Raw genomic sequence first — 14,419 nt, 5'->3', positions numbered from 1 at the left:
AGGTCCCCGGGGCCTTTCCTGAGCGAGGGGATATGACCGAGCACATCTTGCGGATGAGCGGGATCACCAAGACGTTCCCCGGCGTCAAGGCGCTGCAGGACGTCAACCTTTCGGTGAGCCGCGGCGAGATCCACGCCATCTGCGGCGAGAACGGCGCCGGCAAGTCGACGCTGATGAAGGTGCTGTCCGGGGTCTACCCGCACGGCGACTACGAGGGCGAGATCTTCTTCGAGGGCAAGCGCTGCGAGTTCGGCGGCATCCGCGACAGCGAGCACGCCGGCATCGTGATCATCCACCAGGAGCTGGCGCTGAGCCCTCAGCTGTCGATCGCGGAGAACATCTTCCTCGGCAACGAACGCGCCAAGCGCGGGATCATCGACTGGAACCGCACCAACTACGAGGCCGCCGAGCTGATGAAGCGCGTCGGCCTGCGGGAGAACCCGACGACGCCCATCTCCGACATCGGTGTGGGCAAGCAGCAGCTCGTCGAGATCGCCAAGGCCCTGTCCAAGGAGGTGAAGCTGCTCATCCTCGACGAGCCCACCGCGGCGCTCAACGACGACGACTCCGCTCACCTGCTGGACCTGCTGCGCGGGCTGCGCGACGAGGGCATCACCTGCGTGATCATCTCGCACAAGCTCAACGAGGTGACCGCGATCGCCGACGCCGTCACGATCATCCGTGACGGCCGCACGATCGAGACGCTGGACATGGCCACCGACCACGTCACCGAGGACCGCATCATCGCCGGCATGGTCGGCCGCGCCCTCGACAACCGCTACCCGCCGCACGAGCCGACGATCGGCGAGGAGGCGCTGCGCATCGAGGACTGGACGGTCTACAGCCCCAGCCAGCCGGACCGCAAGGTCGTCGACGGGGCCGCGCTCACGCTGCGCCGGGGCGAGATCGTCGGCCTGGCGGGGCTGATGGGCGCCGGGCGCACCGAGCTGGCGATGAGCCTGTTCGGCCGCACGTACGGGGTGCGCATCTCCGGCAAGGTCTTCAAGGACGGCAAGCCGATCGAGATCCGCAACGTCCAGGACGCGATCCACCACGGCATCGCCTACGCCTCCGAGGACCGCAAGCGGTACGGGCTCAACCTCATCCAGGACATCAAGACCAACATCAGCGCGGCGGGGCTGCAGAGCCTGGCCAAGCGCGGCTGGGTGAACGAGAACGAGGAATACCGGGTCGCCGAGGAGTTCCACAAGAGCATGAACATCAAGGCGCCCAGCGTCAACAGCGTCGTGGGCCAGCTCAGCGGCGGCAACCAGCAGAAGGTCGTGCTGTCCAAGTGGATCATGACCGAGCCGGACGTGCTCATCCTCGACGAGCCCACGCGCGGCATCGACGTCGGCGCCAAGTACGAGATCTACACGATCATCAACCGCCTGGCCGACGAGGGCAAGGCCGTGCTGGTGATCTCCTCCGAGCTGCCTGAGCTGCTCGGCCTGTGCGACCGCATCTACACACTCTCCGAAGGACGCATCACCGGCGAGGTTCCCCGCCAGGAGGCCACCCAGGAAAGCCTCATGCACCTCATGACCAAGGGACAGGAGTAGCTCTGATGAGCAGCATCACGCCCGCCGATGTGAAGGTCGGCACCACGGGCGGCGACGGGGGAGGGCCGCGGCAGCCTGGCCGGGTGTCGTTCGGCGGAATGTCACTCAACCTGCGATCCAGCGGCATCTACATCGCCTTCGCGGCGATCATCGTGCTGTTCTCGATCCTGACCGACGGCGCGCTGCTCACCCCGCAGAACATCTCGAACATCATCGTCCAGAACTCCTACGTCCTGATCCTCGCGATCGGGATGATCCTGATCATCATCGCCGGGCACATCGACCTGTCGGTCGGCTCGGTGGTGGCGGTCACGGGAGCGCTGGCGGCGGTGCTCATGGTGAACATGGGCTGGCCGTGGCCGCTGGCCCTGGGGGCCACGCTGCTGGCCGGCGCGCTCATCGGAGCCTGGCAGGGCTACTGGATCGCCTACTTCGGCATCCCGGCCTTCATCGTGACCCTGGCCGGCATGCTGCTGTTCCGGGCGCTGACGATGACCGTCCTGGGCAACCAGGGCATCGGCCCGTTCCCCGACCAGGTCCGCACGCTGGCCAACGGCTTCACCGACGGCTATCTCGGCAACATCGGCCTCGGCCCGCTCGGCGGCGCCGACCTGTTCAGCCTGCTGATCGGCGTCGTCGCGATCGCCGGCATGGTCAGCGCCCAGCTGCGCACCAGGAACGCCCGCAAGGGTTACGGCCAGTCGGTCGAGCCGATGGCGCTGTTCTGGCTGAAGCTGGCGGCGGGCGCGGCGATCATCCTCTTCCTGGTCGTGCAGCTCGCCCGGTTCAAGAACCTCCCGTGGGTGCTGGTCCTGCTGGCGGTGCTCGTGCTCGGCTACTCGATGATGGCCAACCGCACGGTCTTCGGCCGCCAGATCTACGCGATCGGCGGCAACCTGCAGGCGGCGGTCATGTCCGGCGTGAAGGTCAAGTCGGTCGTGTTCTGGATCTTCGTGAACATGGGCGTGCTGTCGGCCATCGCCGGCATCATCTTCGCCGGCCGCCTCAACCAGGCGGGCCCCACGGCGGGCAACAGCTTCGAGCTGGACGCCATCGCGGCGGCCTTCATCGGCGGCGCGGCCGTCCAGGGCGGCGTCGGCAAGGTCGTGGGCGCCATCACCGGCGGCCTGATCATGGCGGTGATCAACAACGGCATGTCCCTGATCGGCTCGCCCAGCGAGCGGGTCATGCTCGTCAAGGGCATCGTGCTCCTGGCGGCGGTCGCGTTCGACGTGTGGACGAAGCGCCGGGCAGGGGCCGCTCGCTAGTAAGATCCCCGGAGCTCAGCGGAAAGGAGAGACCGTGACGACACCCAAGCGCCGACTGCCGGTCATGGCCGACGTGGCCAAGGAGGCGGGCGTGTCGCATCAGACGGTCTCCCGGGTGCTCAACGACCATCCCAACGTCCGGGCCGACACCCGCGCCCGGGTGGAGGCGGCGATCACCCGGCTGGGCTACCGGCGCAACCTCGTGGCCCGCGCCCTGGTCACCAAGCGCTCGAGGACCCTCGGCGTGGTCAGTTTCGACACCACGCTGTACGGCCCCGCCAGCACCATCTACGGCATCGAGCAGGCGGCCAGGACCGCGGGTTACTTCGTCAGCATCGTCAGCCTGAAGTCGATCGACGCCGACACCGTGCGCGACGCCATCGACTACCTGGCCGAGCAGGGCGTGGACGGCGTGGTGGTGGTCGCCCCGCAGCGCTCGGCCGGGCGTGCCCTGGAGAGCCTGCCGTCCGGCCTGCCGGCGGTGGCGGTCGAGGGCACGCACCGGGCCGACGTGTCGGTGGTGTGCATCGACCAGATGGAAGGTGCCAAGCTGGCCACGCGGCACCTGCTCGACCAGGGCCACGAGACGGTCTACCACGTCAGCGGCCCGCACGACTGGCTGGAGACCGAGGGGCGGCTCGAAGGCTGGCGCGCCGCGCTGGAGGAGGCGGGCCGGCCGGTGCCCGAGCCGCTGGCAGGCGACTGGAGCCCGCGCGCCGGCTACGAGGCGGGCAAGAGCCTGGCCGCGATGGACGGCGTCACGGCGGTGTTCGCCGCCAACGACCAGATGGCCCTGGGTGTGCTGCGCGCCCTGTCGGAGAAGGGGGTGCGGGTGCCCCAGCAGATCAGCGTGGTGGGCTTCGACGACATCCCCGAGTCGGAGTTCTTCTCGCCGCCGCTCACCACGGTCAGGCAGGACTTCGACGTGGTGGGCCGGCACTGCATCGAGGTGCTGCTGCGGCAGATCGACCTCGGCCATGCCGCGTACGAGCGGCTGGTCGTGCGTCCCAGCTTCGTCGTCAGGTCGAGTACGGCGCTCATCCGGTAGATGATGAGCATGCCCCCGACAATCCCTGGAGTTCAATGTGAGCGCTAACAAATACGTCGTAGGAGTGGACTTCGGCACGCTCTCAGGGCGTGCCGTCGTCGTACGGGTGAGTGACGGCGCGGAGCTGGGCAGCGCTGTCCACGAGTACGAGCACCGCGTCATCGAGCACACCCTGCCGGGCACCGAGGTGCGCCTGGGGCCGGACTGGGCGCTGCAGTCGCCGCAGGACTGGATCGACGTGATCCGGATCGCCGTCCCCCAGGCGATCGCCGCCGCCGGGGTGCCGGCCGAGGAGATCATCGGCATCGGCACCGACTTCACGGCCTGCACGGTCCTGCCGACCACGGCCGACGGCACGCCGCTGTGCTTCGAGACGCCGGCCGAGCCGCACGCCTGGCCCAAGCTGTGGAAGCACCACGCCGCCCAGCCGCACGCCGACCGGATCAACGAGCTGGCCGCGCGCCGGGGCGAGAGCTGGCTGCCGCGCTACGGCGGCAAGATCTCCTCGGAGTGGGAGTTCGCCAAGGCGCTGCAGGTGCTGGAGGAGGCCCCCGAGGTCTACGCCAGGGCCGAGCGCTGGATCGAGGCGGCCGACTGGATCATCTGGCAGCTCACCGGCGTCGAGAGCCGCAACATCTGCACGGTCGGTTACAAGGGCGTCTTCCAGGACGGCGGCTACCCGTCGGAGGAGTACCTGGCCGAGCTGAACCTGGGCTTCGCCGGCTTCGTCGGCAAGCTCGCCACCGGCGCGGTCGGCGAGAAGGTGGGTGAGGTCACGCTGGCCCCGCTGGGCGGCCTGGCCGGGCGCCTGACCGCGCGGGCGGCCGAGTGGACCGGCATCCCCGAGGGCGCCGCCGTGGCCGTCGGCAACGTGGACGCGCACGTCACGGCCGCCGCCGCCGACGCGGTGCGGCCCGGCCAGATGGTGGCCATCATGGGCACCTCCACCTGCCACATCATGCCCAGCGACCAGCTCGCCGAGGTGCCGGGCATGTGCGGCGTCGTCCAGGACGGCATCGTGCCGGGCCTGTGGGGCTACGAGGCCGGCCAGTCCGCGGTGGGCGACATCTTCGCCTGGTTCGTCGACAACTTCGGCCCCGACGGGCACGAGCGCCTGACCGAGCTGGCCGAGAAGCAGGCCGTGGGCCAGCACGGGCTGGTCGCCCTCGACTGGTTCGGCGGCAACCGCTCGGTGCTGGTGGACCACAACCTCTCCGGCGTGATCATCGGCCAGACCCTGGCCACCAAGCCCGAGGACGTCTACCGCGCGCTCATCGAGTCCACCGCGTTCGGCGCCCGCATGATCGTCGAGACGTTCGAGAAGTCGGGCGTGCCGGTCGAGGAGTTCATCGTCGCCGGCGGCCTGCTGAAGAACCGCTTCCTCATGCAGGTCTACTCCGACGTGCTGCGCCGCCCGCTGTCGATCATCGCCTCGGACCAGGGCCCCGCGCTCGGCTCGGCCATCCACGCGGCCGTCGCCGCCGGCGAGTACGCCTCCATCGAGGAGGCCGCCGCGGCCATGGGCAAGCGCACCGAGAACGCGTACGTGCCGGACGAGGCCCGCGCCGACGCCTACGACCGGCTCTACGCCGAGTACCGCAGGCTCCACGACTTCTTCGGAGACGGACAGATGTTGCACGCGCTGCGCGCGATCAGGAACGAGGCACAGGCTTGATGGACATGAGGAAGATCGTCGCCGATCTGCACGCCGAGCTGGTCCGCTACAACCTGGTGGTCTGGACGGCCGGCAACGTCTCCGGCAGGGTCCCCGGCGAGGACCTGTTCGTCATCAAGCCCTCCGGGGTCTCCTACGACGAGCTGACGCCGGAGAACATGGTGGTGTGCGACCTCGACGGCAACCTGGTGGAGGGCGAGCACTCGCCGTCCAGCGACACCGCCGCGCACGCCTACGTCTACCGCAACATGCCGGAGGTGGGCGGCGTCGTGCACACCCATTCCACCTACGCCTCCGCCTGGGCCGCCCGCGGCGAGGCCATCCCGTGCGTGCTGACCGCGATGGCGGACGAGTTCGGCGGCGAGATCCCGATCGGCCCGTTCGCGCTGATCGGTGACGACTCGATCGGCCAGGGCATCGTCGAGACGCTCAAGGGTCACCGCTCCAAGGCCGTCCTGATGCGGAACCACGGGGTGTTCAGCATCGGCAAGGACGCCAAGGCCGCGGTGAAGGCCGCCGTGATGTGCGAGGACGTGGCCCGTACGGTGCACGTGGCCCGCCAGCTCGGCGACCCGCTGCCCATCGCGCAGGCCGACATCGACCGCCTGTACGACCGCTATCAGAACGTCTACGGACAGAGGAGCCCGCGTTGAACATCTGGTTTCTGACCGGCAGTCAGGGACTCTACGGCGAGGACACGCTGCAGCAGGTGGCCGAGCAGTCCCAGCGGATCGCCGAGCAGCTCCCCATGCCGGTGGAGTGGAAGCCCGTCCTGACCGACGCGGCGGCCATCCGGCGGATCATGCTGGAGGCCAACGCCGACGACTCGTGCGCCGGCGTGATCGCGTGGATGCACACGTTCTCCCCGGCCAAGATGTGGATCGCCGGGCTCGACGCGCTGCGCAAGCCGCTGCTGCACCTGCACACGCAGGCCAACGTCGAGCTGCCGTGGGCCACCATCGACATGGACTTCATGAACCTGAACCAGGCCGCGCACGGCGACCGCGAGTTCGGGCACATCCAGACCCGGCTCGGCGTGCCGCGCAAGACCGTGGCCGGGCACGTCAGCGACCCGGCCGTGGGCGAGCGCATCCTGTCGTGGCTGCGCGCCGCCAAGGGCCTGGCCGAGGTGCGCACGCTCAAGCTGGCCCGCTTCGGCGACAACATGCGCGACGTGGCGGTCACCGAGGGCGACAAGGTCGAGGCGCAGCTCCGCTTCGGCGTCTCGGTCAACACCTACGGCGTCAACGACCTGGTCGAGGCCGTGGACGCGGCCTCCGACGCCGACGTGACGGCGCTGGTCAAGGAGTACGCCGAGCAGTACGTCGTGGCGCCCGAGCTGCTGGGCGAGCGCAACGAGTCGCTGCGTTACGCCGCCAGAATCGAGCTGGGCCTGCGGGCCTTCCTGGAGTCGGGCGGCTTCAAGGCGTTCACCACCAACTTCGAGGACCTCGGCGGCCTGCGCCAGCTCCCCGGCCTGGCCGTGCAGCGGCTGATGGCCGACGGGTACGGCTTCGGCGGCGAGGGCGACTGGAAGACCTCGGTGCTGCTGCGCACCCTCAAGGCCATGACGCCGGGCGGCACGTCGTTCATGGAGGACTACACCTACGACCTCACGCCGGGCAACGAGCTGATCCTCGGCGCCCACATGCTGGAGGTCTGCCCGTCCATCGCCGCCGGCACGCCGTCGTGCGAGATCCACCCGCTCGGCATCGGCAACCGGGAGGACCCGGTGCGGCTCGTGTTCGACGCCGAGCCCGGCCCCGGCATCGTGATCGGCCTGGCCGACATGGGTGACCGGTTCCGCCTGGTGGCCAACGAGATCGACGTGGTGACCCCGCCGCAGCCGCTGCCCAAGCTGCCGGTGGCCCGCGCCGTGTGGCAGCCGCGCCCGAACCTGCGCACCTCCACCGAGTCGTGGCTGACCGCCGGCGCCCCGCACCACACCGTGCTGTCCAAGGCGGTCGGCCGCGAGGAGCTGGTGGACCTGGCCGAGATGCTGGGCGTGGAGCTGGTCGTCATCGACGCCGGCACCACCACCGAGCAGTTCGCCAAGGAGCTGCGCTGGAACCAGGCGTACTACCGCCTGGCCCAGGGCTTCTAGGCCTCCCCTTCGGCAGACTTCTTGGGGGCGTTCCTGCGCTGCTCCTCGGCGCGTTCGCGGCAGCGGCGCAGGAACTCCTCGTCGTCATCGGGGTTGGTGGCGGCGAAGCGGCCGGGGCGGTCGTACTCGGGGAAGGCGCTCGGCCGCGACCGCGCGGCCTGGGCCCGCTCGGGGCGGCCCGCCACCAGCCAGGCGACGGACCCGATGAGCGGGAACAGCAGCACGATCAGGATCCACCCGATCTTCGGCAGGTTGCGGCACACGGCCTCGGGCGTGGTGATCACGTCGAAGACGCAGTAGAGCCAGAGCACGAGCGTGACCAGGCCGACGGCCTGGGACAGTAGAAGCACGGCGAACCTCCGGTCGGCGGCACCTGAAACTAGCGGCACCCGGACGGGCTGACAAGGTGGAGCTGTGGGAAGGTAAGGCCGTGACGCTGAGCAATTGGGCTGGAAACACCACATTCCGCGCGAAAGACGTACACCATCCGACCTCGCTCGACGAGCTGCGGCGGCTCGTCGCGGCCAGCGCCCGCGTGCGGGCCCTGGGCAGCGGGCACTCCTTCAACGGCGTCGCCGACACCACCGGCGACCTCGTGGTGCTGGACCGGATGCCGGAGCTGGTGGAGATCGACAGCGCGGCGGCCACGGTGCGGGTCGGCGCGCGCATGACGTACGCGACGCTGGCGCCGCTGCTGCACCAGGCCGGCTTCGCGCTGGCGAACCTGGCCTCGCTGCCGCACATCTCCGTCGCCGGCTCGGTCGCGACCGGCACGCACGGCTCGGGCGACGCCGTGCGCGGCCTGGCCGCCGCCGTGTCGGGCATCGAGCTGGTCACGGCCGACGGCTCGCTGCTGTCGCTCTCGCGCGGCGACGCCGACTTCCCCGGCGCCGTGGTGTCGGTGGGTGCCCTCGGCGTCGTCACCTCGCTCACGCTGGACCTCGTACCCGCCTTCGAGCTGCGCCAATACGTGCGCGAGGGGCTGAGCCCCGACGCGCTCGCGCACTTCGACGAGATCATGTCCAGCGGCTACAGCGTCAGCCTCTTCACCGACTACCGCGACACCCGCGTCTGGCTCAAGCGCGAGGAGGAGCTGACCACCCCCGACTGGTACGGCACCACCCCCGCCGACGGCCCCCGCCACCCCCTGCCGGCCATGCCGGCCGACAGCTGCACGGGCCAGCTCGGCGTGCCCGGCCCCTGGTATGAGCGGCTGCCGCACTTCCGCGCCGACTACCCGCCCAGCGGCGCCGGCGACGAGCTGCAGTCGGAGCTGCTGCTGCCCAGGCAGCACGCGGTCAAGGCGCTGCGCGAGCTGTTCGCGATCGGCGACCGCATCCGGCCGGTGCTGCAGATCTCCGAGGTGCGCTCGATCGCCGCCGACGACCTGTGGCTGAGCCCCTTCAACGGGCGCGACAGCGTCGGCATCCACTTCACCTGGGTCAAGGACGTGGCCGCGGTGATGCCGGTGCTGAAGCTGGTGGAGGAGACGCTGGCGCCGTTCGGGCCGATCCCGCACTGGGGCAAGCTGTTCACCCGCTGGCCGGAGTGCCCCGGCTCCTTCCGCTCGCTGGTCGACCGGCTCGACCCGGCGGGCAAGTTCGCCAACGACTTCACCCGGGTACTGCTGGGGGAGTAGCACCCCGAGGAGGGCATGCGCCCCCGGATGTAGCGGGTCACCGGTCCGGGGGACGATGTCACGCACCCGGCCTGTCGGCCATCGTATGGGCCATGACCGATCACCCGTTCAGATTCGGCGCGGTAGCCGGGCAGGCCCCCGACGCCGGCGCGTGGACCGGCCTGGCCCGCCGGGCGGAGGGCCTGGGCTACTCGACCCTGCTGGTGCCCGACACGCTCGGCACGCTCTCGCCGTTCTCGGCCGCCGCGGCGGCGGCCACGGCCACCACGACGCTGCGCGTCGGCACGTACGTGCTCAGCGTCCCCAACCGCACGCCGCAGGCCGTCGCGTGGGAGAGCGCCACCCTGCACAAGCTCACCGGCGGCCGGTTCGAGCTGGGCCTGGGCGCCGGACGGCCCGACGCCGAGGGCGACGCGGCGGCGCTGGGTGTGCGGTTCGGCACGCCCAGCCAGCGCATCGAGCGGCTCTCGCGGACCATCGACGCCGTCCAGGACGTGCGGATCCTGGTCGCCGCCTCGGGGACGAAGCTGCTGCGGCTGGCCGCTGCCAAGGCCGACACGGTCGCGCTGGGCGTGCCGCCGCACTACACCGAGGAGCAGGTCGCGGCCAAGCTCGACGAGCTGTACGAGCTGGCAGGCGACCGCTTCCACCACCTGGAGCTGGCCATGAACCTGGCCTGCGCCGGGGCCGAGCCGCCCGGCTGGGCGCTGCAGCGCTTCGGCCGCACCGGCACCGGCATCCTCACCGGCACGGTCGCGGAGATGACCGACACGCTGCTGCGCCGCCGCGACCATCTCGGGATCTCCTACGTGTCGGTGAACGCGCAGTTCATGGACGCTCTCGCGCCCGTCGTGGAACGGCTCGCCGGTACCTGACGGGATCTGACAGGTACGCCCGGCAGGATGAGTGCCATGACCGCAAAGGGCACCTTCGAAACCGCGAACTGGACGCCGCAGCCGTCCTACGACGACCGCGACGGCATCACTCAGGGCGTGGTGACGCTGACCAAGACCTTCTCCGGCGACCTCACCGGCACCAGCCTCGTCACCATGCTGATCGCCACCACGCCGGTGACGGAGTCGCGCTCGTACGTGGCGCTGGAGCGCATCGAGGGCACCCTGGACGGGCGTCCGGGCAGCTTCGTCGTCCAGCACGACGCCACCAGCGACGACGGGGAGCAGACGCTGCGCATCAGGGTCGTGGCCGACTCGGGGACGGGCGAGCTGCGCGGGCTCAGGGGCGAGATGGACATCGTCATCGGCCCCGACGGAGGTCACTCCTACACCTTCGACTACACGCTCTGATCAGCTGACGTATCGACCAGCCGGTACGTCAGCGGGAGGATCGCGTCGTCTCAAGCAGTTGGAGGACCACGGGCGCACGTACGTGCCCCACAACCCCGGCTGGGACCAGGTGGCGGCGTCGGAGCGCGAGGCGTTCGAGCTGACCAGGAAGGTGTCGGCGTACCTGCCGAAGAGCGCCTGGCCGTCCGGCGGCTCCGGTCGCCGTCATGCCCGCGCCTTTCGTGAGAACGTCCCGTAGAACGCTGAGAAGAGCGCGGCCAGCAGGCCGGCCGCCGCCACGCCGAAGCTCCAGCCGGCGCCGCCGCCCGACAGGACCGCCGCGCCCACCGCGCCGGCCACGCTGCTGCCGACGACCCTGACCAGGGCGTTGATCCCGCCGGCCGCCGCCGTCTTGGCGGGCTCCACGTGCTCGACCGCCATGGTGCCGAGCGCCGCTTACCCGAGGCCGACGCCCAGGCCCAGCACGGTGGCGGCGCCGTACAGGTCGGCTCCAGAAGACCTGGACACGGCCAGCCAGAGCGCGGCGACCGCCACCAGCAACGAGCCGGCCGCCACCAGCGAGGAGGCGGTGAAGCGGCGCATCAGCGGGCCGGCGACGAGCAGGCCGAGGGCGACCAGCGACACCGGGCGCCGGCCGTACATGTCGCCGAGGCGCGACAGCAGCGGGATCGACACCGCGCCCGACAGCAGGCCGGCGGTCAGTGCCCAGGAGGCGGTGGTCGGCGTGACGCCCAGCAGGCGTTCCAGCCCTGGGAGCAGCGGCACCACCACGGTCATCTGCAGGGTCCCCACGGCCACTCCGAAAGCGAGCACCGCGACGGCCCACGAGTTTTTATACATGTATAGAAAGTAGCATGGCAGGATGCCGACGCGTACAGGACGACCGCCGAAGATCTCCCGGGCCGAGATCGTGACCGCCGCCAACCGGGTGATCGAGCAGGACGGCGTGGCCGGGCTGACCATGCGGCGGCTGGCCAAGGAGGTCGGCAGCACGGCCATGGCGCTCTACCACCACGTGCGTGACAAGGACGAGCTGCTCCTGCTGCTGCTCGACGCCTACGCCGCCTCCCTGCCGAGACCGGAGCTGCCCGAGGAGCCGCGCGAACGGCTGGTGGCCGCCGCCGTCGCCATGCACGAGGCGCTGTCCGGGCGGCCGTGGGCCGTGGACGTGCTCAGGGCCGACGACCTGCTCTCCGTGGGGGCGCTGTGGTATCCGGAGCAGATCGTCGACGCCGCCGTGCGGGCCGGGCTGACGATGGCGGAGGCCGTGGACGCGTACCGGATCGTCTGGCACTACACGGCCGGTGAGATCTCCGCCAGGGCGGCGGCCCGCGCGCGGCACGAGGAGGGCGGGACGACCTATCGGGAGCGGGTGTTCGCCGGGCTGGATGCCGCCGAGTTTCCCCGGCTGAGCGAGGTGGGGGCGCGGTGGGGCGAGCTGACCACCCGCGACACCTACGTCAAGGGGGTGCGCGCGCTGGCCGACGGGCTGCTTCCGCGAGGCGGCCCCTGAACGGTCCTGGTGCCGGAAAAGCGGTGGCCGCGGGGATGGGGTCCGTGAAACGGTCAGGGGACGATGATCCGATGGACCGAGGCGGGGCAGGAGCGTTCGGCGGCCTGGCGCTCCGCGCTCGGCGCGCCGCCACCCAGTCAGGTCGTCGTCGCCGATGACCGCATGACCGCCGCCACCGCCTACCGCCTGGCCTGCGAGGGCACCGCGCTGCTGTGGCGCGGCGACTTCCAGGGCGCCAGGCAGCTCCTGGCCGCCATGGGTCGGCGCTGCAAGCCCGCCGCGCCCGGCAGCGGCTTCCACCGGCACCGGCAGGCGCAGTCCCAGCGCGCCCGCACGCTCGGCATGCTGCTCATCCCCTACGCCGAGGGCCATGTGGTGCCGCTGCGCAGGGCACCCGACGTACGGGAGGCCTGCGCCGAGGTGTTCGGCCCGGGCGCCCCGCCCGCCGTCGGGCCGCTGCGCGAGCTGCTCGGCCTGATCGGCGCGCACGAGTGGCGCAGGAAGGGGGTGCACGTGCCGGCGCTCGGCGCCCGCGTGCATCCGCACCACGGCGTGTTCTCCCCGATCAGGGGCGAGTACGTCGATCTGGTCGCCGAGGCGCCGTTGCCGGGCGACCGGCTGGCCTTCGACGTCGGCACCGGCACCGGGGTGCTGGCGGCCGTGCTCGCCAGACGCGGCGTCCGCCACGTCGTGGCCACCGACCTCGACCGGCGGGCCGTCGAGTGCGCCGGCGACAACCTGGCCCGGCTGGGGCTGGACGACCGGGTGGAGGTGGTGCGGGCCGACCTGTTCCCGCCGGGGCGCGCGCCGCTGGTCGTCTGCAACCCGCCGTGGTTGCCCGCCAAGCCGCTCTCGCCGCTCGACCACGCCGTTTATGATCCGGACGGGCGGATGTTGCGCGGGTTCCTGGGCGGGCTGGCCGAGCATCTGGAGCCGGACGGGGAGGGGTGGCTCATCCTGTCGGACCTGGCCGAGCACCTGGGGTTGCGGAGCAGGGGGGAGTTGCTGGGGGAGTTCGAGCAGGCGGGGCTGCGGGTGGCGGGGCGGCTGGACGTCACCCCACGGCACCGGCGGGCCGCCGACGCGGACGACCCGCTGCACGCGGCCCGCGCCGCCGAGGTGACCTCCCTCTGGCGGCTCGCCCGCTGACGGGCCCCTGGGCCGGAGGCGCCAGGTCGAGGACGCGCTGTCGCGGGCATGCGGCGGCGGGCGGGCGTTCGCGGGTGTGTGGAGCGGGCTGCGGCGGCGGGAGTGCGTTCGCGGGCGTGTGGAGCGAGGTGCGGCGGCGGGCGGGCAAGGTGAGGGGTCAGGCGCTGAACGCCTTGCGGTAGGCCGAAGGCGAGGTGCGCATGGCGCGCGTGAAGTGATGCCGGAAGGTCACCGGGCTCTCGAAGCCCACCGCCGCCCCGATCTCCTCCACCGGCGCCCCCGTGGACTCCAGTAGAGGCAGGCTGGCCGCCACCCGCTGCGAGATGACCCACCGCAGCGGGCTCGTCCCGGTCCGCAGCTTGAACCGCCTGATGAACGTCCGCTCCGACATGTGCGCCACCCCGGCCAAGTCGGCCACGGTGAGAGGCTCGGCCAGATGCTCCATGGCGTACGCCATCGCCCGGCCCACGGCGTCGTCGTCCCCGACGGAAGTGACCGCGGCCTGGATGAACTGGGCCTGGCCACCCTCCCGGTGCGGCGGTACGACGAGGCGGCGGGCCACGGTGTTGGCCACGCCCGGCCCGTGGTCGCGGCGCACGAGGTGGATCAGCAGGTCGAGCCCCGCGGCGCTGCCCGCGCTGGTCAGCACGTCGCCGTCGTCCACGTACAGGACCGAGGGGTTGACCAGGACGGCGGGGAACCGCTCCTGGAGCAGGTCGGCGTAGCGCCAGTGGGTGGTGGCCGGGCGCCCGTCGAGCAGGCCGGCCGCCGCCAGCGCGAACGCTCCCGAGCAGACGGACACCATGCGCGCGCCCCGCTCGTACGCCGCCCGCAAGGCGCCGATGAGCGGCCCGGAGACGGGCCCGCGGACGTCGGCCACGCCGGGCACGATCACGGTGTCGGCCCGCTCCAGCGCCTCCAGCCCGTGCCCGGCGGTCATGGTGAACCCGCCGACCACGCGCAGCGGTTCGAGCGTCTCCGCGCAGACCGTCAGCTCGTACCAGGGGACCTCCAGCTCGGGCCTGGGCAGACCGAACAGCTCGACGACGCAGCCCAGCTCGAAGGGCGCCATCCCGTCGAAGGCCAGTACAGCGACCCGATGGAGCCTGGCGGGAGGGGGCAGCAGCATGCCCGCATGTTAGCCGGAGCCTCTCCGC

At 71.3% G+C, this 14,419-nt stretch carries 16 protein-coding genes; 12 read left to right on the top strand and 4 right to left on the bottom strand.

Going from position 1 to position 14,419, the window contains the following annotated elements; genetic code table 11:
- The first annotated feature begins 32 nt into the window (after window positions 1-32).
- Genes mmsA through araA form a run of 6 tightly spaced genes read left to right on the top strand, consistent with a single transcriptional unit; the run spans window position 33 to window position 7,657 of the window.
- The gene (gene mmsA / locus LCN96_RS43270) at window positions 33-1,562 is read left to right on the top strand and encodes a multiple monosaccharide ABC transporter ATP-binding protein (RefSeq protein WP_225268209.1); all 1,530 of its coding nucleotides are present in this window, start codon (window positions 33-35) and stop codon (window positions 1,560-1,562) included.
- A 5-nt stretch (window positions 1,563-1,567) separates the two neighbouring features.
- Complete coding sequence (mmsB, locus tag LCN96_RS43265) at window positions 1,568-2,830, top strand: multiple monosaccharide ABC transporter permease (protein ID WP_225268208.1); 1,263 nt, start codon at window positions 1,568-1,570, stop codon at window positions 2,828-2,830.
- A gap of 34 nt (window positions 2,831-2,864) precedes the next feature.
- Complete coding sequence (locus LCN96_RS43260) at window positions 2,865-3,878, top strand: LacI family DNA-binding transcriptional regulator (protein ID WP_225268207.1); 1,014 nt, start codon at window positions 2,865-2,867, stop codon at window positions 3,876-3,878.
- A gap of 37 nt (window positions 3,879-3,915) precedes the next feature.
- Entirely contained in the window at window positions 3,916-5,553 is a 1,638-nt protein-coding gene (gene araB, locus LCN96_RS43255) for a ribulokinase (RefSeq protein ID WP_225268206.1), read from the top strand.
- A gap of 5 nt (window positions 5,554-5,558) precedes the next feature.
- A complete protein-coding gene (locus LCN96_RS43250; protein WP_225268205.1) occupies window positions 5,559-6,206 on the top strand; it encodes an L-ribulose-5-phosphate 4-epimerase in 648 nt (215 codons plus the stop codon).
- On the top strand, window positions 6,203-7,657 hold the full coding sequence (araA, locus tag LCN96_RS43245; RefSeq protein WP_225268204.1) for an L-arabinose isomerase: 1,455 nt from the start codon (window positions 6,203-6,205) through the stop codon (window positions 7,655-7,657). The genes LCN96_RS43250 and araA overlap by 4 nt, the downstream gene beginning before the upstream one ends.
- On the opposite strand, the gene LCN96_RS43240 is transcribed toward araA, so the two are convergent.
- Window positions 7,654-8,007, bottom strand: a complete 354-nt coding sequence (locus tag LCN96_RS43240) for a PLD nuclease N-terminal domain-containing protein (protein WP_225268203.1) — start codon at window positions 8,005-8,007, stop codon at window positions 7,654-7,656. The genes araA and LCN96_RS43240 overlap by 4 nt on opposite strands.
- A gap of 80 nt (window positions 8,008-8,087) precedes the next feature.
- On the opposite strand from LCN96_RS43240, the gene LCN96_RS43235 reads away from it, so the two are divergent.
- The 4 genes from LCN96_RS43235 (at window position 8,088) to LCN96_RS43220 (ending at window position 10,838) form a co-directional block, all read left to right on the top strand.
- On the top strand, window positions 8,088-9,296 hold the full coding sequence (locus LCN96_RS43235) for an FAD-binding protein (RefSeq protein ID WP_225268202.1): 1,209 nt from the start codon (window positions 8,088-8,090) through the stop codon (window positions 9,294-9,296).
- 92 nt (window positions 9,297-9,388) lie between these two features.
- Window positions 9,389-10,171: an LLM class flavin-dependent oxidoreductase gene (locus LCN96_RS43230; protein WP_225268201.1), complete on the top strand. Its 783-nt coding sequence runs from the start codon at window positions 9,389-9,391 to the stop codon at window positions 10,169-10,171.
- Between the two features lie 36 nt (window positions 10,172-10,207).
- On the top strand, window positions 10,208-10,600 hold the full coding sequence (locus LCN96_RS43225; protein WP_225268200.1) for a DUF3224 domain-containing protein: 393 nt from the start codon (window positions 10,208-10,210) through the stop codon (window positions 10,598-10,600).
- A gap of 58 nt (window positions 10,601-10,658) precedes the next feature.
- A complete protein-coding gene (locus LCN96_RS43220) occupies window positions 10,659-10,838 on the top strand; it encodes a hypothetical protein (protein WP_225268199.1) in 180 nt (59 codons plus the stop codon).
- On the opposite strand, the gene LCN96_RS43215 is transcribed toward LCN96_RS43220, so the two are convergent.
- A complete protein-coding gene (locus tag LCN96_RS43215) occupies window positions 10,805-11,020 on the bottom strand; it encodes a hypothetical protein (protein WP_225268198.1) in 216 nt (71 codons plus the stop codon). The genes LCN96_RS43220 and LCN96_RS43215 overlap by 34 nt on opposite strands.
- A gap of 15 nt (window positions 11,021-11,035) precedes the next feature.
- Window positions 11,036-11,440, bottom strand: a complete 405-nt coding sequence (locus LCN96_RS43210; protein WP_225268197.1) for an MFS transporter — start codon at window positions 11,438-11,440, stop codon at window positions 11,036-11,038.
- A 22-nt stretch (window positions 11,441-11,462) separates the two neighbouring features.
- Here LCN96_RS43210 and LCN96_RS43205 point away from each other — a divergent pair, with 22 nt between their 5' ends.
- Both LCN96_RS43205 and LCN96_RS43200 read left to right on the top strand, forming a co-directional pair.
- Window positions 11,463-12,113 (top strand): TetR/AcrR family transcriptional regulator, encoded by a 651-nt coding sequence (locus LCN96_RS43205; protein ID WP_225268196.1) that lies wholly within the window; start codon window positions 11,463-11,465, stop codon window positions 12,111-12,113.
- A 63-nt stretch (window positions 12,114-12,176) separates the two neighbouring features.
- Complete coding sequence (locus tag LCN96_RS43200; RefSeq protein WP_225268195.1) at window positions 12,177-13,262, top strand: methyltransferase; 1,086 nt, start codon at window positions 12,177-12,179, stop codon at window positions 13,260-13,262.
- A gap of 157 nt (window positions 13,263-13,419) precedes the next feature.
- Here the strand turns inward: LCN96_RS43200 and LCN96_RS43195 are convergent, their stop codons facing one another.
- On the bottom strand, window positions 13,420-14,391 hold the full coding sequence (locus LCN96_RS43195) for a helix-turn-helix domain-containing protein (RefSeq protein ID WP_225268194.1): 972 nt from the start codon (window positions 14,389-14,391) through the stop codon (window positions 13,420-13,422).
- Window positions 14,392-14,419: the final 28 nt, after the last annotated feature.

It is taken from the genome of Nonomuraea gerenzanensis, from assembly GCF_020215645.1.
Lineage (GTDB): Bacteria > Actinomycetota > Actinomycetes > Streptosporangiales > Streptosporangiaceae > Nonomuraea > Nonomuraea gerenzanensis.
This window is presented reverse-complemented; position numbering and strand designations above follow the sequence as displayed.